This is a genomic window from Shewanella hanedai (genome assembly GCF_007197645.1).
Classification (GTDB): Bacteria; Pseudomonadota; Gammaproteobacteria; order Enterobacterales; family Shewanellaceae; genus Shewanella; species Shewanella hanedai.
On the sequence record NZ_VKGK01000050.1, the window covers coordinates 1 to 23,016 of the forward strand.

Annotated in this window: 19 protein-coding genes; 7 read left to right on the forward strand and 12 right to left on the reverse strand. The window is 43.9% G+C overall.

The features are described from left to right. Positions 1-265: 265 nt before the first annotated feature. Positions 266-619, reverse strand: a complete 354-nt coding sequence (locus tag FN961_RS24250; protein ID WP_144042719.1) for a hypothetical protein — start codon at positions 617-619, stop codon at positions 266-268. 846 nt (positions 620-1,465) lie between these two features. On the opposite strand from FN961_RS24250, the gene FN961_RS24255 reads away from it, so the two are divergent. The 3 genes from FN961_RS24255 to FN961_RS24265 all read left to right on the forward strand — a co-directional run bounded on the left by FN961_RS24255 (position 1,466) and on the right by FN961_RS24265 (position 2,653). Continuing rightward, on the forward strand, positions 1,466-1,708 hold the full coding sequence (locus FN961_RS24255; RefSeq protein WP_144042720.1) for a hypothetical protein: 243 nt from the start codon (positions 1,466-1,468) through the stop codon (positions 1,706-1,708). A 78-nt stretch (positions 1,709-1,786) separates the two neighbouring features. Next, entirely contained in the window at positions 1,787-2,200 is a 414-nt protein-coding gene (locus tag FN961_RS24260) for a VOC family protein (RefSeq protein ID WP_144042721.1), read from the forward strand. A gap of 30 nt (positions 2,201-2,230) precedes the next feature. Continuing rightward, on the forward strand, positions 2,231-2,653 hold the full coding sequence (locus FN961_RS24265; protein WP_144042722.1) for a GNAT family N-acetyltransferase: 423 nt from the start codon (positions 2,231-2,233) through the stop codon (positions 2,651-2,653). A 97-nt stretch (positions 2,654-2,750) separates the two neighbouring features. Here FN961_RS24265 and radA read toward each other — a convergent pair whose 3' ends face one another. After that, positions 2,751-4,124, reverse strand: coding sequence for a DNA repair protein RadA (gene radA / locus FN961_RS24270; RefSeq protein WP_144042723.1), 1,374 nt, complete (start codon positions 4,122-4,124; stop codon positions 2,751-2,753). Between the two features lie 414 nt (positions 4,125-4,538). Between radA and FN961_RS24275 the strand changes: the two genes are divergently transcribed. Beyond that, positions 4,539-6,971, forward strand: coding sequence for a PilZ domain-containing protein (locus tag FN961_RS24275; RefSeq protein WP_144042724.1), 2,433 nt, complete (start codon positions 4,539-4,541; stop codon positions 6,969-6,971). Between the two features lie 239 nt (positions 6,972-7,210). Then, the gene (locus FN961_RS24280) at positions 7,211-8,452 is read left to right on the forward strand and encodes an alpha/beta hydrolase (protein WP_144042725.1); all 1,242 of its coding nucleotides are present in this window, start codon (positions 7,211-7,213) and stop codon (positions 8,450-8,452) included. A 94-nt stretch (positions 8,453-8,546) separates the two neighbouring features. Here the strand turns inward: FN961_RS24280 and nrfD are convergent, their stop codons facing one another. From nrfD to FN961_RS24300, 4 genes are all read right to left on the reverse strand, one after another. Next, positions 8,547-9,494, reverse strand: coding sequence for an NrfD/PsrC family molybdoenzyme membrane anchor subunit (nrfD, locus tag FN961_RS24285; RefSeq protein ID WP_144042726.1), 948 nt, complete (start codon positions 9,492-9,494; stop codon positions 8,547-8,549). Continuing rightward, the gene (locus FN961_RS24290) at positions 9,491-10,063 is read right to left on the reverse strand and encodes a 4Fe-4S dicluster domain-containing protein (RefSeq protein ID WP_144042727.1); all 573 of its coding nucleotides are present in this window, start codon (positions 10,061-10,063) and stop codon (positions 9,491-9,493) included. The genes nrfD and FN961_RS24290 overlap by 4 nt, the downstream gene beginning before the upstream one ends. A 12-nt stretch (positions 10,064-10,075) precedes the next feature. Next, positions 10,076-12,352, reverse strand: coding sequence for a thiosulfate reductase PhsA (gene phsA, locus FN961_RS24295; protein WP_185972876.1), 2,277 nt, complete (start codon positions 12,350-12,352; stop codon positions 10,076-10,078). Between the two features lie 402 nt (positions 12,353-12,754). After that, entirely contained in the window at positions 12,755-14,536 is a 1,782-nt protein-coding gene (locus FN961_RS24300) for a sensor histidine kinase (protein WP_144042728.1), read from the reverse strand. A gap of 155 nt (positions 14,537-14,691) precedes the next feature. Here FN961_RS24300 and FN961_RS24305 point away from each other — a divergent pair, with 155 nt between their 5' ends. Further along, positions 14,692-15,303, forward strand: a complete 612-nt coding sequence (locus FN961_RS24305; RefSeq protein WP_144042729.1) for a response regulator transcription factor — start codon at positions 14,692-14,694, stop codon at positions 15,301-15,303. A 43-nt stretch (positions 15,304-15,346) separates the two neighbouring features. Here the strand turns inward: FN961_RS24305 and FN961_RS24310 are convergent, their stop codons facing one another. Both FN961_RS24310 and serB read right to left on the reverse strand, forming a co-directional pair. Next, complete coding sequence (locus tag FN961_RS24310) at positions 15,347-16,273, reverse strand: alpha/beta fold hydrolase (RefSeq protein ID WP_144042730.1); 927 nt, start codon at positions 16,271-16,273, stop codon at positions 15,347-15,349. A 160-nt stretch (positions 16,274-16,433) separates the two neighbouring features. Further along, positions 16,434-17,414 (reverse strand): phosphoserine phosphatase SerB, encoded by a 981-nt coding sequence (serB, locus tag FN961_RS24315; protein ID WP_144042731.1) that lies wholly within the window; start codon positions 17,412-17,414, stop codon positions 16,434-16,436. Between the two features lie 78 nt (positions 17,415-17,492). Between serB and FN961_RS24320 the strand changes: the two genes are divergently transcribed. After that, positions 17,493-18,134, forward strand: coding sequence for a YtjB family periplasmic protein (locus FN961_RS24320; RefSeq protein WP_144042732.1), 642 nt, complete (start codon positions 17,493-17,495; stop codon positions 18,132-18,134). An 81-nt stretch (positions 18,135-18,215) separates the two neighbouring features. On the opposite strand, the gene deoD is transcribed toward FN961_RS24320, so the two are convergent. The 4 genes from deoD to deoC all read right to left on the reverse strand — a co-directional run bounded on the left by deoD (position 18,216) and on the right by deoC (position 22,583). Next, positions 18,216-18,926: a purine-nucleoside phosphorylase gene (deoD, locus tag FN961_RS24325; protein WP_144042733.1), complete on the reverse strand. Its 711-nt coding sequence runs from the start codon at positions 18,924-18,926 to the stop codon at positions 18,216-18,218. A gap of 103 nt (positions 18,927-19,029) precedes the next feature. Continuing rightward, positions 19,030-20,247, reverse strand: coding sequence for a phosphopentomutase (locus tag FN961_RS24330; RefSeq protein WP_144042734.1), 1,218 nt, complete (start codon positions 20,245-20,247; stop codon positions 19,030-19,032). Positions 20,248-20,268: 21 nt separating this feature from the next. Then, on the reverse strand, positions 20,269-21,600 hold the full coding sequence (gene deoA / locus FN961_RS24335; protein ID WP_144042735.1) for a thymidine phosphorylase: 1,332 nt from the start codon (positions 21,598-21,600) through the stop codon (positions 20,269-20,271). A 209-nt stretch (positions 21,601-21,809) separates the two neighbouring features. Beyond that, positions 21,810-22,583, reverse strand: coding sequence for a deoxyribose-phosphate aldolase (gene deoC / locus FN961_RS24340; protein WP_144042736.1), 774 nt, complete (start codon positions 22,581-22,583; stop codon positions 21,810-21,812). Positions 22,584-23,016 lie beyond the last annotated feature (433 nt).

Here is a 23,016-nt window from a genome sequence, read left to right on the forward strand (position 1 = left end):
GTATGGTTACCGGGTAACATAGTACGCCTTAGTGGAGGCTTGAGCCGTATGCAGTGAAAGTTGCACGTACGGTTCTTAGGAGAGCGGCACTTGGTAACAGGTGCCGCTTATCCGACCAAAACTTGTTAGCAGATTTGCTTTACTAACTTGATCGTTTCGTAATTTAAGTTAGTTTTTATCATGCTAAATTATTATTCCTTACCTCGTATCTATATCTTGTTAACTCAAATACTGTCGTGTTATTTATTCTATTACTGTGAAGCCTTCAATTAGGTGCTCGTCCAATGTGTACGATTGTCATTTCGTTATCAACTTCCCAAAAACATTCCGCATCGATATGAGGGCACCGATACCTAACTTTGTAACTCCAATAGCCATAATCATTACATCCGGTAGAAACTAAAAACACCCCATTTTTATCACGTTCGATCTTACATACAGTTTGTTTTTTCAAGGTGCGAACATACATTCCTAAATTATAAGTTGGGAATCCTTGTTCGAAATTGCTTACTATCGCGTTTACTGCTTTTTCGCTAACGCCTTCTCCCACTTCAACCCCAACTTCTGAATGTACAATGGGGCTGAAAAAGAGAAATAGGGAACATAGGATTTTTAACATAATGTAATCAAATTCTCCTTTAAAGAAGCTACCTTGCGATTATGGCTCTCTATTGATTGACTGGAATAAGTGGAATCTGAATAAACTTTTCACTTTGTGCTTGTGTAGTTCGAATGAACTTAGCGTTCAAGCGAATGATTGGCTTCTTCTTCCCTAAAAGGCGTTATTTTATTGAATTAAGTGCTTTCCTGCGTTTATATTTTACTTATTATACATTACGCTTTTTTTTCTGTTTATTGCAATGATCTAGAGCAATATGTTTACCCATGATTTTTTAATTAACCTCATTTAAAAATAGCGAGTTATATTCTATTTCCATTCATTAGTGCTAATTTACGCTTACTGCTTGTTGGGCTCACTATTAATTGGACAATAGCATCTTTAGTGGGGAGTCATTATGTTTATTGAATATTAGATTGCCATACTTTCCCTAATGGCAATTATCACCTGCAGAGCTTTAATTCTAGCAAGCTTCTGTCCAGAAACGTTCTACAACCATAAATCTTACATCAAAGAGATAAACACTCAGGTGTAGATGCGGCAGTGAGCTTCGATGACATGGACGTCATCGTAGAGACTACAGGGATTGTACTTGCGTCGTCTCACTGAAGTATCTGCACATCGGCCTGCAGCAAGCAATTAACTGTGTTGAATTAGTGGCTTTCAGTTAGCGAACTAAATACCAATCTCGCCCAATGAAACCAACCACAAAGATATTTGAAACTTGCTATCAGGCAAGTCAGCAAGTTTTTGTCCTAAACCTTCCTAGAATCACTTAATCTCTGAGTGTGATCACCAAGGGACTTTGTCGTACAAAACCTAAATCGAAGAGATAAACAACCAAGTGTGAATGCGGCTATGACCTTCGACAGCAGGCTGTTCTATGACATCCATGTCACATTTGTGAATCCATTCACATCAGATGCCACCGTCGAGCGTATAGGGACATATTTATATCGTCCCACTGAAGTATTTACACATAAGGTCGCTCCTTGGCATCCTGCCATTGCGACATTGGTGCGTCCCTGCACGGCTCCTGCTGCAAGCAATAAACACCAATTCAGCTATGGTATTCAACAAATAAACTAAATACCAAACCAGCCCAATGAACCCAACCTAGAAATACTTTACACTTGTTATTCGACAAGAAGAAAAGAGGTGTTTGTAATGAACTCAACAACCGTACCAATAATCAGATATCAACATGCAAGAGAAGCGATGTCATGGCTATGTGATGTCATTGGTTTTGACATTTTCTTAGAAGTCTCTGGCAACGATAACAAGATTGAACATGCGAGACTGACACTAGGGTCGAGTATGGTCATGCTTGCATCTCTTGGACGTGATGGCCTGTTCGAGAGCAAGTTTAAGACTCCTCAGACTGTTAAGTGTAATACCCAATGTACATTTCATTTCGTCGAAGACCCGAGTGTTATTTATAATAGGGCTCTTGCTGCTGGTGCAAATATTATCCAAGAAATAGAAAGCTTTGAATTTGGTGGTGAAACTTTTATATTTGAAGATATAGAATCCCATATATGGGTTATTACAAGTCACGACCCATGGAAGGTCACATGGTGAAATATATCTATCAATTTGAAGGGAATAAGTATGATTGAAGTAGAAGCTGTCTCCTTTGTGGGTGACAACGAGGCTAAAATTCGTTTAATTCGTAGTACTGTATTTTCAGGTGAGCAAAACGTTGACCCAGCGATAGATTTTGATGGCAATGACTTAACGGCGTTTCATTCACTGGTTTTTGTTGATGGTCAGCCTGCTGGTACGGGTCGAATGTTAGCTGATGGACACCTTGGTCGTATTGCGATTTTAAATGAATATCGTGGTAGAGGTTTGGGCTCGAACATTATCGAGTCATTAATCCAAATTGCCGTTGCAAATGGTTATGGGCGCGTTTATCTGGGCTCACAAAAACATGCTATTGAGTTCTATGAAAAACTCGGGTTCACGCCATTTGGTGATGAGTATGTTGAGGCCAATATTGAACATATCTCAATGGAAAAAGCCTTAGTTTAATGCCTGACTCTATACATCAATGAGGTATTTAATTTAGCTAACAAGCTAAACTAAATACCTTTTCAATCAAATGAATCATTCACAACAATAAATGGCCTTAATTGATTAACTCCATCAACTCATGAATTGTCTTCACTGGGTTGATTTTAGCCCCTAGGCCTTCCATCGATTTATGGTAATTTCGGAACGGAATAAAGATCTCAGTAAAACCGTGTTGAACCGCTTCTTTCACTCGTGGGACACCGCTGTCGATAGGACGCACGTCACCGTTTAGGCTGAGTTCGCCCATGATGCAAGTCGTTCTTGGCACCACGAAATCATTTAAACTACTGAGTAACGCTGTGACTAAGGCTAAATCGATACAGGTTTCAGACTCATCGATTTTCAAACCACCAACGATGTTGAAATAGGTATCGTGAAAAATCTTAGTCTTAGTGTGTTTGCGCAGTATTCCTGTCAGCATTTTAATTCGGTTCATGTTCAGACCGACACACACTCGTTGTGGAAACTCCCCTTCTGTTTCTGTCGTTAAGCACTGGATCTCTAACAGTAAGTTACGATTACCTTTACGAATACAAGTAATCGTCGCCCCCGCTGATTCAGTGGTAGACCCCGAGAGAAAGATTTCACTTGGGTTATCGACACTGAGCATGCCCCGCTCGGTCATTCTGAAAATACCCACGGTATCAACATCACCGAAACGGTTTTTGTTGGCCCTCAGTGTTCGTATTTGCCCATCGTTACACTCTAAGTGAGTCAAACAGTCCACAATATGAATCAAGGTCTGTGGACCTGCTGTCTCATTATTTTTATTCACATGGGCCACCAAGAACATGGTGACGTTATTCTGCTTACAATATTGAGTCAGCGATTGAGCGCTGCTTTTTACTTGCGACGGAGATCCCGGACTGCCATTGGCTAGCTCCGTAACAACGGCTTGAATAGAGTCTATAACGGCAAACTTAACTTGCTTAGCATCAAGTTCGGCAATTATCGCTTCGACGCTGGTTTCTGCCATCAAGTAAAGATTATCTTCGTTGCAATCGAGTTTGAGACGATTGACCCGATTCTTAAACTGCGACAACGATTCTTCGGCGGTACAGTAGAGTGACGGCATAATCTGAGACATGCGTGAGACAAGATCCGATAACAAGGTGGTTTTACCCGCACCGGGATCACCTGAGATTATATTGACTGAGCCAGTGGTTAAGCCGCCACACAAGACGCGGTCTAACTCGCCGATCCCCGTCAGCATTTTTTCAGCTTCAAACTCTTTTATTTCACTCAGCTTTTTAGAGCCACCACCAACCGCCCCCGCATAGCCGCCCACAGATGAGCTTGATGACTTAGTCGCGCCTAAGCGGACTTCGGTAATGGTGTTCCACTCTTGGCATGCATTGCACTGTCCCTGCCAACGAGGGAAGTCTTGACCACATTCATTGCACACATATGCTGTTTTATTCTTCGCCATATCTCTTCATAATTGGTATAAAACGGTTTAATTAATAGTAACGAACACCCTGTAACCAAATGCTAAACTGCGGATAAATAGCAGTAGAAACTCACTTGGTTATTTTGCAATCAAATTATGAACATTTTCATGATAGTTAAGTCATAATAATGGCTTAGGGTCGAACTGATTGATATTTGGTATCAAGAAATCCCTGAAACTGCCGACATAAGGTTAGCTAACTACAAGGTTATCAGTCATAGATAGAATTATCACCTCATTAAAGGGATAATAAGACAAGTATAGATAAAGTCATTTATGCCCTAATATTAAGGCTACGGTTCCTGATTTGTCAGCGGCTGACTTCATCTCTTTACTTAATATAGCGTCAAAGAATAACAAGAACATTCCCCTACTAATTTATATGAGTGAGTAATGAGTTTAGACGAACACAGTGCCTTGATTGAACAGCTAAAACCCTTGCTAATGGAACCCGATTTCCAGTCGCTTTTCGACATGCTGACAAAAGATGAATCAAACTCAACCCGCTTTTTACTCAAAATGGAACTGAACCGTATTGCATCAGCTTGCACACGGATCATTGATTTAAGAGATAAGTCCGAACTCCCCTGTGAAGAGGTTATTCAAGGCAGCCGACACCACTACTTAGATGAACCTGCAAGAGAGTGCTTTATTGAGTCCATGGCTTTATACCGTGGCAATTATACTCTTGGGGTTTATGAGCATGTGATCGACACTCATCGACGTCGTAAAATTAAGCTTCAAGAACCTGAACGAGTCACTGACAATTCACTGTTAGAGCCTTTTCTAGCAAAAGGCGTGGTGCTGGGCAGTTACTTCAACCGCAGTGAAGAGAGGATGAATTACAGTATTCGGATCGCCGTATTACAACCTGGAATAATTGAGACTCTGGGAATAACGGTCGATCTCTCTGTCGGAGGCGCACGTATACGTTTGCCTTTAAATCATGGTCTTAACCTCGATAACCCCATCAAGGTAAAACTGCTGGAACTGAGTGAAGAGTATTACTACGAAGAGTTGCAAAAAGGAGTTGATTATCAAATCGTTGATACGCAACACAACTCTGAATACTGCTGGATGCGACTTAAGCGAATAGCAGGAAGTGACGCGCTCGTTGATATGCTATCTAACCTGATTCAGGGGCATAAGTTCAGATACAAAGTCGACATCAATGATATTTTAGTTGCAGCCATGGGGCTTGGATTTGAGCGCCATTACCTGCCTCACTTGCCCCATCTGCCTCTGTTTGTCGAATCTGAAACTCACGATGAGAATGAAGATAAGAAGTATAAAATCACCCACAAACTTCTCAGTCGGGACAATCAACAACTGCAGTATTATTTTCAGGACGAAAAGGATATCAGTCAGCTGCCGAACATGATCACCAGTGACAGAATTCACGCCCTGATAAACGAACCTGACAATAAAGATCACGGCCTATTTTTCAGCTTTACATTTCACACCAAAGGCCGTGTGTATTTTTATTCAGCAACGTTAGCTGAGTTGAAAAAAACCGACCTACTGGCACTATTTTTAAGTTTTGGTTCTCCTAAACCATCATGGAGAACGCTCAAGCTTACTCACCATGCTGTAGACCATAGTAAATCTTATAAATCGAGTTTATTACCTGGCGATGACAGCTGTTACTCAGCCCTTGCAGAGACCCAACTTAAGCGCTTCTCTCATGTACTACAGCTGATCGACTTAACCGATCCTAGTGCTACAGAGCATTACCAAGATTGGAATGACAAGAGCGATAAAAAGGTCAATGAACTCAAGATATTTGGTCAGCCCAAAAAGCTTAAAAACACCATAAAGTTATTGTCGCTACAGTTCAGTGAACGTCGAAATGAAGCCCGATTTTCATTTAAAACCCAAATCACAGTGACTCAGGGAAAGACCACGGTCACAGGCTTTACCCATGATATCTCGAGTAAAGGATTACAGATTTTATTGGAACACGCTGAAGAGTTCGATACCACGGCAGCACTGCAACTTAGCTTTCCAAAACTGCAAACCATTGCAGGTAAAACCCAACTCAGTCAGCTGCCTTATCGACTGATCCGAACTCGACAATCTGGTGTCAATTTACACCTAGCCGCTGTCATGGGTCACAACCCTCACATTGGTGTCGAGTTTATGAATAAGCTCATCACCAGTAATCGCGATAAACTGGAAAAATTAACCGAAGCCAATAGTGAGATGAAAGAGCTGGCAGACGGCTTGAAAAACTTGCTAATGCGACACTTAGACTCCGTGCCTTATTTTATCGAGAAAACCGTTAAAAGTGCCAAACTCAGTACCTTAGGTGTGGGGACTCATAAAAACGAAATTACTGATTTGTTTGCCGCCTCAGCGTCTCAATCTTTAGAGTACAATCTTGAGTCTCTATTAAAAGATGGCCGACTAAAACACGATTTTCTCGATCCCATTCGCACTAAGAATGCGCAGTCTGGTCTCGATTATTTCGAGCTTTATCTGCAAATATCCAGGCAATCTCTAGGGGAAGTAAAAGTACGATGTGCCACTCCTGATGAGATTGGTGATATCGGTGCCAGAGAACACTTTATCAATCAAAGTAATAATTTGGGTCGATTTATGGCATTAAGAGTCTATCGAGGCGTCACGGCAAAGCCAGATCTGGCCTATATCAGAAGAGAGCTAGAATATATTGCGATCCATGCGCATCATAAAGCGAAGCAGTTACAAGAGTTATTGAAAAAAATAGTGGCCGTAGGCGAATTTCTCGACATCACTGAAGAGGTGATACTTAGGTATCCCAACCTTTATCAGGAACTGAATAACGAAACCAGTAAAGCGAGCTAAGCTCAACCTCCTTCGCTTAATGTTCTGAGTTTACGCCTTTAACTTAGCCCTCTTAATTTAGCATCCTAGGCTTGGCAGTTTCACGCTGCCGAGCCGCATTTCCAATGCTTCACCCAACCTTCACTCCACTTTGCCGAACTATCACTAAGCTTCACCTAAGTTAACCCATCTTTAAAGTAAAAATAGGTAGGCTAATACCTTCACCTAACAAATAATACCAATCAGTATAAGGGTACCTAATGAAAAGAGTCCTAACTGCAATATTAATAACTGGCTTAACCCTGACTGGCACTCTTAACGTCAGTGCTAACACCTTAGATAAAAAGCCAATCATCGACGGCTATCAATACCAACATCATTCCAAGGTACTCGCTGAAAACAGACGCTATATGGTCTCACTTCCTGAACGATATCATGTTAACCAACGCCACTATCCAAGCCTTTACATTATTGATGCTGACTTTCAATTTCAGCATGTTTCATCTATCACTAAGCACCTCACTCGCATGGGGAGATTACCACCAATGATCGTCATCGGGATCGCAAACCAAGGGGATGCAGATTACTTGAAAAGTACCACTTGGCCAGATGGTAAAGATAATTCATTCGGTGGCGCGCTGCAGTTTCACTCCTACTTAATCCAAGAGTTATTACCGACCATAGACGCACAATTTCGAACCGATAACAGAAAAGCTCTTGCAGGCTACTCCCTCGGCGGCCTATTTACGCTGTACAGCATGATGCAGGAACACACTCCATTTAATGCTTTTTTGGCCATGAGCCCCAGTGCCTGGCATGACGAATACAGTCTGCCTAGCAAGATAGAACCCTTACTAAAACAGCAGAAGTTAACCGCCCCCGTATTTATCTCACTAGCCAATGAAGAGGGCATGGGAGTCGATAAACTCGTTGAAGTATTCGAGCAATCAGCTCCTAAAAAACTCAACTGGCAGTATAAGCATTACCCTAACGAAAACCATTTTACCACCGCCCTTCCTGCACTCTATGATGCACTGCAATTCCTCGCGCCTAACTACGCCATTGATGGCACCGACATGCTGGCCATAGGTGACTATAAACAGGTGTTAGCTCACTTTAGCCAACAACAGCAAAACTGGGCAGGGTTTCAGTTTGAGTGGCTTCAGGCTTATCAATTTGCCAAGTATCTGTTTTGGTCAAAGCAGCTAGATAAGGTCGATGATGTACTCAACGCCATCAAACTTCAATTTCCTGAATCCTTAACTAATGTCAGTATTCAACTGGCAAAAGGTTTCAATAAAAAAGGAGACGATGTACGGGTCGCACAATTGCTCAACAGTGTGCAAGCTGAAGGAAAATCGCTGCCCGGTTGGCATAAGCAGATGAGTATCTATCTAGCTAAGCTCGGTAAACCTGAACAGGCTGAAAAACATCAGCAGATGGCGATTCAATTAGCCAAAGATCTTCAACTTGAAAGCTGGGAGGTGTGGGAGCTTAAATAAAACAGCTCAAGATAAAACCATAAACCATAAAAAAATGCCCAAGGATTGACTTGGGCATGTTCATTTAACGTTAACAGATCTTAGCTGACTGACATTAACTGATGTAGCTTTGTCCGGCATAAACCACAAAGTGTCTCAGTGCGAGTACGCCAAGAATGGTGCTACACGATACCGTGATTAAAAAGCCTTTGCTGTGACGCCATGACTTAGGTGCTAACGTGCTAGCAAGTACGGGAACCACTAAGCCTAAACCAACAACACCAATCCAGAACACACTCGCCCACGTACCCGTTGTTATCGCCGCTGTCGCCGCTTGCGCTGCTGGGCCAGAGAAGTTAAGACCCACAAACAACAACACTAAACATAAGGCTTCGTTAAAAGCCACTGGATACTCGATGCGGTGAACCTGTTCGATACAGTCAGACTCTTTTTTACTGAAGAACAAGGTTGCCACCAAAATGTTACCCGCAGAGCCCACTGATAAGGCTGATGCTAAAAACAGAGCTGGTAATACTGCCGTGTTTAAAATTGGGTAGCTAATCAAGGCTGAAAGTAAGAAACCGGTATACACACCGACACCAAGCGCTAGGGCGAAAATAAGCTTATTAATGCTATTTTCCAACTGGCGACATACCTTCAATGTACCTGCAAGCCAAGGTGCATAATGAAGCACTTGTTTTTCAAATACGACTGCGGCAAAAACGAATACTAGCGGGATATAAACCAGCAGTGCAATCACACCCCACGCCATCACTGACGTCAGGTTGTAGTTGAGCAGGATGTGATAAAACTCAAAGGGTTTAGTCAAATCCAGCACCAGCAGTGCCATGCCTAAACTGATCGCTACAGGGCCTATGACCGCAGCAGCCTTAATCACAGGTAAACCTTCTGTCGGTTGACCACGGCTTTGTTTGTACCATTTAAGCCCAATAGCCACCAGCATAGAGCCTGCTGATAATCCCGCCATAAACAAGTAAACCGCAATGATCCAGTTCCACACTACCGGATCGTATTGTTCCATCGAACCCCAGATATTGTTCATGCTTTGATCCCTCCTTTACGGCTAGGAATGCGATAAACCCTTGGCTCAGTGCCTAGATTTACCTTTTGTTGGTAGTGCGGTTTAGTGTCTAACACTTTGCGTACTTCTGATGTCATATCATTGGCATCACCAAAGGTTAATGCCTGAGTTGGACATACCGTGACACATGCAGGCTCTTCACCGCGGGCTAAACGTGTCTCTTTACAGAAATCACACTTATCAGGTACCCGAGTTTCAGGGTTAATAAAACGCACTTTGTATGGACAAGCCGCAACACAGTAAAGACAACCAACACACTTCTTTTCGTTAATCGATACAATGCCGTCATCATTAACGTAAGCCGCACCCGTTGGGCATACTTTAACGCAAGGTGCATTTTCACACTGCTCGCACGAAACGCGATTATATTTAAAATGTAGGTGTGGAAAATTACCGTACGGTCCCTCAATTCTTACCTGAATTCGAGTCACCGAATCAGGTACATTGTTTTCACTACGGCAAGCCACGTTACACGCTTGGCAGCCAATGCACTTGTTTTCATCGTGCACGAGAACATAACGCTTAGTCATAATTAACTCCGATTAAATCTTGGCAATCTTGACACCGGTGGTATGCAGGTTCATACCTGTCACCGGAGACGTCACATGAGGAAGTAAGTTACCGCAATGCACACCTTTACCGGTTGCACGGGCAAGCTCTTTATTCTTTGAACCGCAGCCCATATAAGCGAAAACAGTATCAGGACGAATACCAGGTGTGACCAAGGCATGACCCTCTTCACTGCCGGTATCGTTATAGATCCGAATCTTGTCGCCACTTGAAATATTCAATAGACCCGCAGTGATCGGATGGATCCACAATGCGTTGTCAGACATTAAGTTGGCCAGCATCGGCACGTTCTGAGTAGCTGCATTGGTATGCACCGCCACTTTGCCTTGAATAAAGAACAACTCATCGGCTTTCTTCATGGTGACTTCGCGATAGCGTATAACCCCTCGGCCCGGCGCCATCTTTTCAACCTTGTCAGAACTCAACTCAATCTTGCCTGACGGGGTTTTAAAGCTTAACTGGCTTGCGTATGTGCCATCAGCATCGACCGCTTTTGCATTGGGGTATGTCGCAACAAAATCTCTTACCATACCGCGCTCACGCAGCATCAAAGGTTTACCAAAACTAACGAAACCTTCCTCTTTAATTTTTCTGAGTAAATTCACATCACGCTGTACTTGGAACAGCTGTAAGGTTTCCATATTTTCCCAAGGGAAAAACTGCCCCTCACCCATCTCAGTCGCAAGCTCTTTCCAGATAAGCCAGCTTGGCTTAGTGTCACCAATCGTTTCAACCACGCGTTGACGCACATAATAAGCAGGATTCTTGCTCGACTTATCGGCGATCTCTTCATCACGCTCAAGGTAAGTTGACTCAGGTAAAAAGATATCGGCATAAGCTGCTGATTCACTGATGTAGATGTCACACGCCACCACAAAATCGAGCTTCTGCATCGTTTTAACGACGCGTGCTCTGTCTGTCATGGTTTGCATTGGGTTGGTGCGGCTCATTACCCAGGCGCGCAGTTGGTATGGCGTCGCTTCTAAAGTCGCATCTAGAATCGATTGATAAATCCCGCCAGAGGACCATGTTAAGGCATACTGCTCATCGACCATATCAATGCGCTTTGCAGTGATTTTTGGCATACCTTCAACACCAGGTTTCGCTAAAGTGGGTGCGACTTTATCGCCAGCAAATTTGTTGTAACTTGCCGCCTTTTTGCCAAAGTACAACCCGCCTTTACGCTCAATGTTACCCACTAGCACGTTGGCAGCATATAGCGCACGGCGCATCTCAAACTCTTCAGTGGTAAACGATGAACGGTGTCCAAAATCCACGAGTGCATGGGGCGCTGCTGCGGCGTATTCGTGCGTAATGCGGCGAATATCTTCAGCTGGAACATCACTGACCGATTCAGCCCACTCAGGCGTGTAAGCCTTAACTTCTTTGGCAAAGTCTTCGAAACCAGACACATACTGCGCGACGAAGGCTTTGTCGTATAAATCATCAGCAATCAAGGTATGGCAAATGGCCAATGCAACCGCGACGTCAGTCCCCGGCTTAATTGCGTACCACTCATCGGCTTTATCAGCCACAATGGAGAAGCGTGGCTCAAATACCACCAGCTTAGCGCCCTTCTCCATTTGTGCATTCATCATGCCTCTGGTCTCAGACATATTAATACCTTCATAAAGGTTATGACCAAAGTTGATGATGTACTTAGAGTTACTTAAATCGCGCTTAATTTTACCGCCAAAAATGGCTTTAGCCGCGATGACATAACTGCCTGGACACGTTGATGCGTGCGTAAAGGTATTCGGGCTGCCAAAGGCTTTGGCTAGATGAAACAGATGGCCTGATAGTGAGCCTGATTTAGATGAGAATGCCACGGCTTCTGCGCCATGTTCTGCTTTAATCTTATTAAGATTTTTGGCAATGATGCTGTAGGCTTCATCCCACTCAATCTCTTGCCAGTTACCTTCACCACGCTCACCAACACGCTTTAACGGTTTCACAATTCGTTGCTTATCATAAAGCTGGCTGTGACCAGCACCGCCGCGAGCACATACAGCTCCGCCAAATGATTTGGCGTTCTTGTTACCCAAAATAGACACGTTCTTGCCGTTAACAACACGTGCAGAGATCGGACAGCGGGTAGAACACATTTCACAAATGCTTGCGACAGACTCTGCACTACCCTGTAGTTCAGAATGTCCAAGGGCAGCTAAAGAACCTGGCAGCGTTGCTAATGCGCAAGTCGCTGTGCCAGCTCCGGCCCCTTTGATGAAGGTTCGCCGATCTAATTTCATGATAAATCTCCAATGACGGTGGTGCTTAGGCATAACAGCTAGCGATATAGCGCCCCTTAATCACGGTAGGTAATCAAGGTCATTCCTAAGGTTTTCATCATTGTTATTGAGGCGAGTGAAAGTAGATATTGTGGTAAACCACATACTGATAAAGTGTTGTAGCCGTTTGTGAAGCAGTTCACAGTTCGATTTTCAACCAACACAGGTTTGAATATCTGTATATTGTGGTAAACCACATAACGAAGAAAATTGTCTCTTTTTGCTAGCTGCGGCATGTTTCTGCGTTATGAAAAAGTGAATTACGAATGCATCTTGAAGTGGTTTGGGTATACATTGTGCGCCTACGGAGGTGCACAATGTATAGAGGAAAATCCAATGGTGGTAATTGCTGAGGAATAATAATTATTGTATCGCTTGTTCACTGCCCCGCTTCTTTAAGCTCAATGAGGCAATGCATCCAGCTTCATTATCAGAGCGATTACTCAATGTAAATCGACCTTCATGCTCATTCATCACCTCATTGCATATTGCTAACCCCAAACCTAAACCATCTTCTTTGGTGGTATAGAAGGTGGCCATCAAAGTCTCAGCTCCTATAGCCAGACCGGGGCCATTGTCCTTAATGAGTATATTGACCTGATACTCTTTAAAATCTAACTCTATCTGGATTTTACCTGTACTGGCATTGGGCGAATCAGCAATCGCATCCAGGCTATTTTTAATCAAATTAATCAGCACCTGAAGTAAGCCGACACGATCAGCGCTGATGAAAAAGGGCTCGCCTTTAATCTGGGTACTGACTTGAATATCACGTCTGGCAAGCTCAAGCCTCAACAGCGCAAGGCTCTCCTCCACTAAGGTGAGAATATTCACATCAAGCATGACCGCTTCACGTCGTTTCAATAAACCCCTTATTCGATGAACCACCTCACCCGCTCGGGTCGACTGGTTATGAATTTTCTCAAGCAACTTTATACACGCGTCAACATCCGCTTCTGTTTTCCCCTGCAAGCGCATAATCCCCCCTTCGCTATAACTAGTGATAGCGGCGATGGGTTGATTTATTTCATGGGCAAGTCCAGCGCCAATCTCACCAATAATGGATGCACTTTGCAGACGCTCTAATGCAATGGCTTGTTGCTTTAACTGACGTTCGGTTGCGATTAACGATTCACTTTTTTGATGAAAGCGATATTCAATCCAAAGGTGATAAACCGTCGCCACTAAAAAGATGAATATCGATAAAATGCCCCAATGACGATTATCATCCAGCCAGTTCTTAACGATCTCCCAGCGGCTGCTATCGGGTGACGCAACATCCAGCTCATTAAACAGCTGAATAACAGCCAACTGGCTAATTGGCGAAGTCCACCCCATTAATTGCGCCGTAACGGCAGCGGGATCATCGACAGGCAGATCCATTAACGCTTGGCTAATCTCTTTACTCAGCTCTGAACTCACACTTTCTATCGCGGCAAAAGACCAATTCGGATAAAGGTTGGTACTGCACTGGCATTCGATATCTTCGGGACGGCTAGGGTTTAGCACTCGAAATTCAGCACGATTTAACACACCTCGGTCAACCATGTCCTCTAACGTACATAAGGGAGTAATTGCCGCATCAACATTGCCATCTCGCACTTGGTATAACAGTGGGTCTAAAGGAAAACCGAGAAACTTAACTTGGCCAAAATAGTTAACTGGATCCATGCCAAGTCGATGCATTAACCCCACCGTTGCTTGATATCCGCCAAGTGCATGGGGATCACTTGCTGCAACCACTTTACCTTTTAAATCATACAAGGTGCGATAGTCGCTATCAGCCTTCACAATTATCGCCGAACCTATGGCAGAGGTTGTACCATGATGGCGCTTTGAGCGCATTGTCGCTAGCCAAGACAAAGGATATTGATTCGATAAATACAGGTATTGTCCCGGATTAGTAATAATGAATTGAATTTGACCTAGCTCCATGGCCAAGTTCAATGCTTCAAAATCCCCTGGATAAACATGAAATTGAGCACTGGGTACATGTTTATTAAGATACTCCATCATGGGAGTCCAACGCTCAACCGCCTGTTGATGCCCCCAATTAGCTAGCACACCGACATAAAACTGTTGTGGCTTTGCCAACACTGCTGATGAGAAAAACAGCACGATGATGCACATTATAATCCGAGACAAGGTTGTTCCTAAAGGAGTGGTTGATCCGCATCAGCTTACGCTAGGTCCTTGTTATTACAGCGTGATGCAATTCATGCTTTACAGAAAATAGTTCGCTAAAATTAGCAAATTGAGATATTTATCATTTATCCCCTGCATCAATATGAGAAAACCCAGTGCAACAACAGATCAACGGCCCCGTTTATTTAGTCGATGACGATGACGCCATTATCGATGCGATCAGCTTTTTAATGGAGGGTTACGGCTACTCTCTAATCAGTTTTAATAATGGCGATAGTTTTCTAGCCGAGGTTGATTTGACCCAAGCGGGCTGTGTGATTTTAGATGCCAGAATGCCGGGCCTGACAGGACCTCAAGTGCAACAGCGACTCTGTGAAGCTAAGAGTCCATTGTCGGTTATTTTCCTCACTGGTCATGGCGATGTGCCTATGGCGGTTGATGCATTGAAAAATGGGGCATTCGACTTCTTTCAAAAGCCGGTTCAAGGTAGCTTGTTATCACAATCTATCGCGAAAGGGCTAGCGCATAGTCAGCATCAATTTCAACAGCTTGGTAATCAAGTGCTGATTAATAACTTATCTGACCGTGAAACCCAGATTTTCCAATTGATTATTGCCGGAAACACCAACAAACAGATGTCGAACCAATTGTGTGTGGCCATTAGAACCATTGAAGTGCATAGAGCCAAACTCATGACAAAGCTAGGTGTGAGTAACTTGGCGGAGTTAGTGAAGCTCGATCCGGCTCATTTCTCAAGTCACCCATAAATTAGCGACAGTGCAGTACAATTCTTGAGGACTAAGCTGAGAGCTATGCTTGAGGCCTGAAATTAAGATACCAATCTCTCACTCGCGGGAAATGGTCATCGACAGCATCTTTATGGATCAACATATCGGCATGACCATAATCATGTTTGTTGCCCTCGGATTTGGATAACAGGGTATATTCAACATCCGAAAACTGACACTCTTGGATCATCCTTTGCACATCGGCAGGGTTACCTAATACATCGTCCCCAAGACCCGCTATAAACCAAGAACTCGGCCATTTATCGCGACTCGCAACGCTCAATGCGGCCTGAGAGTAATCGAAACCATCATCATGATCTATCCAGTCTCCTCTTACCCAATCGACAGTTTGGGATAAGGAGCGGCGACTTTCATTATCCATCCCCATTCCCCAACGGTCAGCAGCGAGGTAACCATGGCCCCACGCGATCACTTTCGCCATCTTGTTCCAGCCAATGTCGACCATCATGTATTTCTTAAATGACTTAATCTTAATGGTGCGTTTTGTCCCAAAGGTCAGCAGGGAGGCAACACTCTCTTGGAAAAGAGGAAAACGTGAAATAGCGCTGGCCATTAAGACGCCGCCCCATGAATGAGCGCACCAGTGGACCGTCGATACTTGAGGATGCAGTCCCATAATATAGTGTTGCACTAAAGGAAGTTGCTCACGGATTACCTGCCCCTGTCCGCCATTAAAACCACGATGGATTTTTGGTGTACTTAAGCCACGACCTTGGGTGTCGAGCACATAAACAACAAAGCCTGCTTCTGCCAGAAAACAGGCAAGACCTCGCCCCGTTTCGCTGTAAAAAACTTTCCCATTCGACATGGCGCCATGGAGCATGAGGATTGGCGGTTTTTGCATATCAGCACGGGACGCTTTTATCTGCCTTAAGTGCAACTTACCTTCGAGGTAAGGGATAAAAATAGAGTGCTGTTCTATGTTCACATTGGGTAATACGTTAAGTGAGTAGAGGCAATAAGCTACTAACTTAAGATAAAATAACAAGAGTAAATACTCAGTTATTATCGATGTAAACGACCCAAGGTCAATAAGGCTATTGAGTTCATGCCCATATGTTTGCAATTTAAACGTAAATAAATTGAAACTAAACCAATTGCAACAAGTAAGGCAGTACTTTCAAATCCAGCTTGTTAATCGCCACATCTGCCGCCGCTTCAAGTTTAGGTTTAGCGTGGTATGCGATACCAAAATCTGCAATCTCAATCATAGGAATATCGTTGGCACCATCACCAATGGCCAACCTCTGACCTGGCGCTATCTCCCAAGCGTTAGCGCAGCGCACAACAGTGTCAGCTTTAAACTGAGCATCGACCACTTCCCCCGTGACTTGACCTGTAAGCAGACCGTTTTCGATAACAAGCTCATTAGCATAGGCGGCATCAAGCGCTAGTAACTGCTTCAAATGGCCCACAAACGGGGTAAAACCACCCGATGCGACCACGAGTCGCCAACCGTGCGACTGTAACTCTTTCACCATCTCAGTTAAGCCGGGCATTAATGGTAGCTTGTCACACAAGGTCTGAATAATTATCTGATCAGCACCCGCCAATTGAGCAACCCTCGCCCTGAGGCTTTCCTCAAAATCTAACTCCCCCTGCATAGCACGCTCTGTGACTTCAGCAACGGCGTCACCCACACCAGCCATAACAGCAAGCTCATCGATACACTCAATCTCAATCGCTGTCGAGTCCATGTCCATCACGAGCAAGCCGGGACGATTAAGCACAGCTTGAGTTTCACTGATAACAAACACTTCAAGTGCTTCGATTGAGGAGAGTTGGGTAAATTGGGCTATATCGAGCGGTGTATTCACACAAAGCTCAACACAATGTAATCCATTTTGTCTCACGATATGAGCGAGACTGATGGGCTGAGCACAGGCTTGAATAAACAAAGCTAACTCAGTTTCGGAGTGAATATTGGAATAAACACATCTGTACTTAGCCATGCCTTTAGGTGCATCTGACTCAAGATGTCGAGATATAGCAAGCGTTTGGGGATTAAAATGAAGGGTTTGTTCCTCTTTCAACCATGAAAAAAGTGGAACTTGGTTAAGACTTTCCATTTGCAATACTTCTCCAACTATCAGGCGCGGGCATAATCAATTATCATAGGGTAAACCCATATCAAATTCAGGTACAAAGTGTTTTTTCTTAAAGGACTGAAAAAGAGACAGAGAGTAAGCAGATTTCTGCAGATTGCAATCGCACTGGCATTAGCAGTGGGTCTCTTTCAGCTATGGGAAACTAGCCTACTACAAGGACAGCAGCTTCTAAAGTCCCAAACTGAAAAGATGGCCAGATTATTGGTGCAACAAACCGCTTATGGTGCAGCACCGGCTTTGCTACTGCAAAATGACGAACAGCTGCAGTGGTTAGCCACCGCGTTGGTATTAGATCCCAAAGTCATGTCAGCCAACATTTTCAGCGAAGATGGCCAGCGACTCTCTTTTGCTCAGAGCGTTACGTCCGAAGAGTTAGAACCAGACTCAGAGGAACTCAATGCCTTACTGGCGCCTTATCCTCCTTATGTTGAGGCCGTATCGCAAGATGGCAACAATCTAGGCTTTATCGAAGTGAGGTTAGAACCCCGTTTGTTTTTTAATGAGATAAAAGAAGCTCACCAAATAAACATGCAGCAACAGCAGGTGATGCTGATTATCGCTGGATTAATTGGTATGTTGTTATCACGGGCGCTCTCATTTAAACGTGCTGATTTCGATCGTAAAAAGCCAAGAAAGCAGAAGAAAGAAGATCTAGTGGAAGAGATCGCGGATAGTAAATAACAAACATAAAAAACGGGCTCACAATGAGCCCGTTTTTTTTAGCGCTTTCCCTGTAAAGAGAAACTCATTCAACCAAATAGATTAAAGAGTGATAGCTGCTTCTAGTGTCATTTCAATCATTTCGTTGAACGTAGTTTGACGCTCATCAGAAGATGTCTTTTCACCAGTACGGATGTGATCAGATACTGTCACAACACACAAAGCTTTAGCACCGAATTCAGCAGCAACACCATAAAGGCCTGCAGCTTCCATCTCGACACCTAGAATGTTCATCTTTTCCATTACGTCGAACATAGATGGATCTGGTGTGTAAAATAAGTCAGCAGAGAAAACGTTACCAACGCGGAACTTAGTTCCTTTAGCTTCAGCAGCTTTAACAACAGCGCTAAGTAGGCTGTAGTCAGCAATAGCTGCGAAGTCTTGGCCCTTGAAACGTAGACGGTTTACTTGAGAGTCAGTACAAGCACCCATTCCGATGATAACGTCACGTACTTTAACGTCAGTGCTGATTGCACCACAAGTACCAACACGGATAAGGTTCTTCACGCCGTAGTCTTTGATAAGTTCAGTCGCATAGATAGAAGCAGAAGGAATGCCCATACCTGAACCCATAACAGAGATACGAGTCCCTTTGTAAGTACCAGTGTAACCAAACATGTTACGTACATCAGTCACTTGCTCAACGTTCTCTAGGAAAGTTTCAGCAATGTACTTAGCACGTAGTGGATCGCCTGGAAAAAGTACTGTTTCAGCAAAAGCACCATCTGCTGCATTAATATGTGGTGTAGCCATCTATATAACCCCTTATATATGTGTAACTTAAATTCGTTGACTTAAGTCTTGTAACTAGCGGCTATCGCCGCCAAATTTAAAATTCGTTGCTCATCGCTGAACATTACTTGATGAACGATTCACCGTATTCCATTGGCTCAAGCTTAAAGTAGCTTGCAATGGACTGACCTATATCAGCAAAGCTGTTACGACGACCAAGAGAGCCAGCGGCTAACCCTCCGCCATACGCTAATACAGGCACTCGCTCACGGGTGTGATCACTGCCTTTCCAACTTGGGTCACAACCGTGATCCGCAGTCAAAATTAATAGATCGTCTTCACTCAACAACTCGAGCATTTCTGGTAAGCGTGAATCAAAATATTCAAGCGCTTTAGCGTAACCCGCGATATCACGGCGATGACCGTAGTGTGAGTCAAAATCAACAAAGTTAGTGAAGACAATCGTCTTATCACCCGCTAATTTGACCTGCTCAAGCGTCGCATCAAATAATGCCTCTAAACCCGTTGCTTTCACCTTTTGAGTGATACCACAATGGGCGTAAATGTCGGCGATTTTACCCACGCTGATCACTTCACCACCGGCTTCTTTCATCTTATCTAGCACAGTCTTAGCAGGTGGCTCGACGGCGTAATCACGACGATTACCAGTACGAGCAAAATCACTCGGGCCAGTACCAACAAACGCACGTGCAATCACGCGGCCTATATTATAATCCGCTAGCTCTTCACGGGCGATGATACATAAGTTGTAAAGGTTTTCTAAACCAAAACTCTCTTCATGACACGCTATTTGGAAAACCGAGTCCGCAGAAGTATAGAAGATGGGTTGGCCAGTGCGCATGTGCTCTTCGCCTAACTCTTCAAGAATCGTGGTGCCTGATGCATGACAGTTACCCAAGTAGCCGTCAAGACCCGCTCTTGCGAGAATCTTGTCAGTTAACTCTTTAGGAAAAGAGTTGGTTAGATCGCTGAAGTAACCCCATTCATAAAGAACCGGTACGCCTGCCATCTCCCAGTGACCACTAGGGGTATCTTTACCCGTACTGAGTTCGTCAGCATGACCATAAGCGCCAATCACTTCAACATTGTCACTAAAGCCAGGTGCGAAGGCACCAGTGCTCTCTTTCGCCGCTAAGGCTAAACCTAACTTTGCTAGGTTTGGCAGCTTAAGTGGGCCTTCACGACCGATATCAGCGCGTCCTTCAGCACAAGCTTTGGCAATGCTACCAAAAGTGTCAGAACCTACATCACCGAAAGATTCAGCGTCAGTCGCTGCTCCAACGCCAAATGAGTCCAACATCATTATGATTGTTCTTTTCATATAAACCTCTACTTCTTCGCGTTACAGATCTTCATTGCGGATATAACGATAAATTTCCGGTGTTTTCTCAGGCCGAGTTTCACCAATATGTATCGCTTTTTTCACCGCTATTTCAGCTTCTGCAAACGCAGTTTCTGTCTGAGCATGTATCATGGCAATGGGTTTATCTTTCGATATTTCATCGCCTAGCGCACAAACTTGAGTCAGACCAACACTATAATCGAGTGCATCACCAGGCTTGCGACGTCCACCACCTAAGGTCACGACAGCAAGGCCAAGTTCACGAGTGTCCATCGACGTAGCAAAACCTGTTTGCTCCGCGTATACAGGACGAATAATCTTTGATTCAGGTAGATATAAGCCTGGATTTTCAACAAAATCAGCTGGACCACCAAGACCTGAGATCATGCGTCCAAAAATTTCAGCTGCTTTTCCGTTATCCAATACTCTGTTTAACTTTTCACGCGCTTCGCTTTCGCTTGCGGCGATGCCACCTAATAGCAGCATCTCGGCACAAAGACCCATCGTCACTTCATACAGACGTGGATTACGGTATTTGCCCGTTAGAAAATCGATAGCCTCTTTCACTTCAACCGCATTGCCTGCACACGATGCAAGCACTTGGTTCATATCGGTCAGTAGTGCCGTAGTTTTAGTGCCAGCACCATTGGCGACAGCGGTAATACTGCGCGCTAGCTCTTCAGAAGCTGCATAAGTCGGCATAAATGCGCCGCTGCCCACTTTGACATCCATCGCTAATGCATCAAGCCCTGCAGCGAGTTTCTTAGAAAGTATAGAAGCGGTAATAAGGGAGATAGACTCAACCGTCGCGGTATTGTCTCGAATAGAGTAGAAACGCTTATCTGCAGGTATGAGATCCCCTGTCTGACCAATAATGGCGACACCAACCTCTTTCACAACCTTTCTAAAAAGAACACTGTCTGGCTCAGTTTGATAACCAGGAATGGCATCAAACTTATCTAATGTGCCACCAGTATGACCCAGTCCACGACCAGAGATCATCGGCACATAACCGCCACATGCTGCCGCCATAGGGCCAAGCATCAGGCTAATCACATCACCCACACCACCAGTACTGTGTTTGTCGATGATAGGACCATTTAAATTCAAACTCTGCCAGTCGAGTACTGTGCCAGAATCTCGCATGGATGTTGTTAACGCAATGCGCTCATCCATATTCATATCATTGAAGTAAACCGCCATGCCGAATGCAGCGATTTGACCTTCTGAAACAGTATTGTCTGTAATGCCTTTAACGAAGAATTGGATCTCCTCTTTCGATAAAGCCTCGGCGTTGCGTTTTTTACGAATTATCTCTTGCGCTAGAAACATGGTACAGCCTCCAAGTTTGTAACTGAAATTCAATCTTTAGCAACAAACTTTGCTGTAAAATAGCAAAAGCTCGCGCTTTAACCCTCAAAACATGTAACTTTATTACATTTCGATAGTAACTAAGTTTTGAAGATTTCAACTAGATTTAGATCACACTTAACTAAAAAAAAGCCCTATTTTCTAATAAAAAAGGGCTAATCATAAAGTGTTTAGTAGCCCTGTGGACCTTTAACTTCTTCACCTAGTTCTAAGGTGTGTAGCAAGTTAACCAACAAGCTTGAAGCACCGAAACGGAATGTCGCAGGCGTTGCCCACTCATCACCCAAAAGACGTGCAGCAACACCTAAAAACTCAGCCGCTGCAGCTGCATCTTTTACGCCGCCAGCAGGCTTAAAGCCGACTTTAGTGTTCTTTTCACTGATCACAGTCATCATGATTTCAGCCGCTTCAAGTGTCGCATTGACAGGCACTTTGCCGGTTGATGTTTTGATGAAATCAGCACCTGCATCGATACAAAGCTCTGATGCTTTACGAATAAGTGCTGGGTCTTGTAAGACACCTGACTCAATGATCACCTTAAGGATCGCATCTTCACCACAGGCTTCTTTACATGCCTTAACGAGTTCAAAACCTAAGGTTTCATTACCTTCCATCAATGAACGGTATGGGAAAACCACATCCACTTCATCGGCGCCATAGGCAACCGCTGCACGGGTTTCTAATACTGCGATAGCAATATCGTCATTACCGTGGGGAAAGTTAGTCACTGTGGCAATTTTAATATCTTCACAACCCATATCGTTTAGGGTTTTACGGGCTATCGGAATAAATCTTGGGTAGATACAGATAGCAGCAGTGTTACCCGCTGGAGTCTTCGCTTTGTGACAAAGCTCGATCACCTTTTGATCGGTATCGTCATCATTCAGCGTCGTAAGATCCATCAGCTCAATGGCTTTTTGTGCTGCTTTTTTTAAATCGCTCATAATATGTCTCCAAAACAAATTCAAATGTGTAAAAGTTCAAATAAATTAAAGTGAACTATAAATAGAAATCTAGGTGAGATAGCGTTTGGCTGGGCATTATTATGATTTTTGGGGCCGGGCCTTCGGGCATCGTCACAGAGCTCACTCAAAGTGAACTCAATAATTCAGGTATTCAATGCTACTACCACAAAGGCATTAGCTATCTGACACTAAGGTCACGACTTGAATCCTTGAAGACCGGGAAGGTGAACGCAACAATATGGGCTTCTACCTTTCCGCGAAAATTCCATTTTAGCGCGTGTATTTTATTCTGTAGGTACTGCTATAAGTTAAGCTAAATGTCTTACTCAATACTGAGTCAAACCTTTACGTAAATAGACTAAAAAGTAAAATGTATTTACGTAAAGGTTAAGCCGTTTTATATGTCATTAGT

Excerpts from the sequence above, each read along its gene's own strand:
- FN961_RS24250 (WP_144042719.1), bottom strand. The coding sequence starts at position 619 with ATGTTAAAAATCCTATGTTCCCTATTTCTCTTTTTCAGCCCCATTGTA.
- FN961_RS24260 (WP_144042721.1), top strand. The coding sequence starts at position 1,787 with ATGAACTCAACAACCGTACCAATAATCAGATATCAACATGCAAGAGAA.
- FN961_RS24265 (WP_144042722.1), top strand. The coding sequence starts at position 2,231 with ATGATTGAAGTAGAAGCTGTCTCCTTTGTGGGTGACAACGAGGCTAAA.
- radA (WP_144042723.1), bottom strand. The coding sequence starts at position 4,124 with ATGGCGAAGAATAAAACAGCATATGTGTGCAATGAATGTGGTCAAGAC.
- FN961_RS24275 (WP_144042724.1), top strand. The coding sequence starts at position 4,539 with ATGAGTTTAGACGAACACAGTGCCTTGATTGAACAGCTAAAACCCTTG.
- FN961_RS24280 (WP_144042725.1), top strand. The coding sequence starts at position 7,211 with ATGAAAAGAGTCCTAACTGCAATATTAATAACTGGCTTAACCCTGACT.
- nrfD (WP_144042726.1), bottom strand. The coding sequence starts at position 9,494 with ATGAACAATATCTGGGGTTCGATGGAACAATACGATCCGGTAGTGTGG.
- FN961_RS24290 (WP_144042727.1), bottom strand. The coding sequence starts at position 10,063 with ATGACTAAGCGTTATGTTCTCGTGCACGATGAAAACAAGTGCATTGGC.
- phsA (WP_185972876.1), bottom strand. The coding sequence starts at position 12,352 with ATGAAATTAGATCGGCGAACCTTCATCAAAGGGGCCGGAGCTGGCACA.
- serB (WP_144042731.1), bottom strand. The coding sequence starts at position 17,414 with ATGGAAAGTCTTAACCAAGTTCCACTTTTTTCATGGTTGAAAGAGGAA.
- deoD (WP_144042733.1), bottom strand. The coding sequence starts at position 18,926 with ATGGCTACACCACATATTAATGCAGCAGATGGTGCTTTTGCTGAAACA.
- FN961_RS24330 (WP_144042734.1), bottom strand. The coding sequence starts at position 20,247 with ATGAAAAGAACAATCATAATGATGTTGGACTCATTTGGCGTTGGAGCA.
- deoA (WP_144042735.1), bottom strand. The coding sequence starts at position 21,600 with ATGTTTCTAGCGCAAGAGATAATTCGTAAAAAACGCAACGCCGAGGCT.
- deoC (WP_144042736.1), bottom strand. The coding sequence starts at position 22,583 with ATGAGCGATTTAAAAAAAGCAGCACAAAAAGCCATTGAGCTGATGGAT.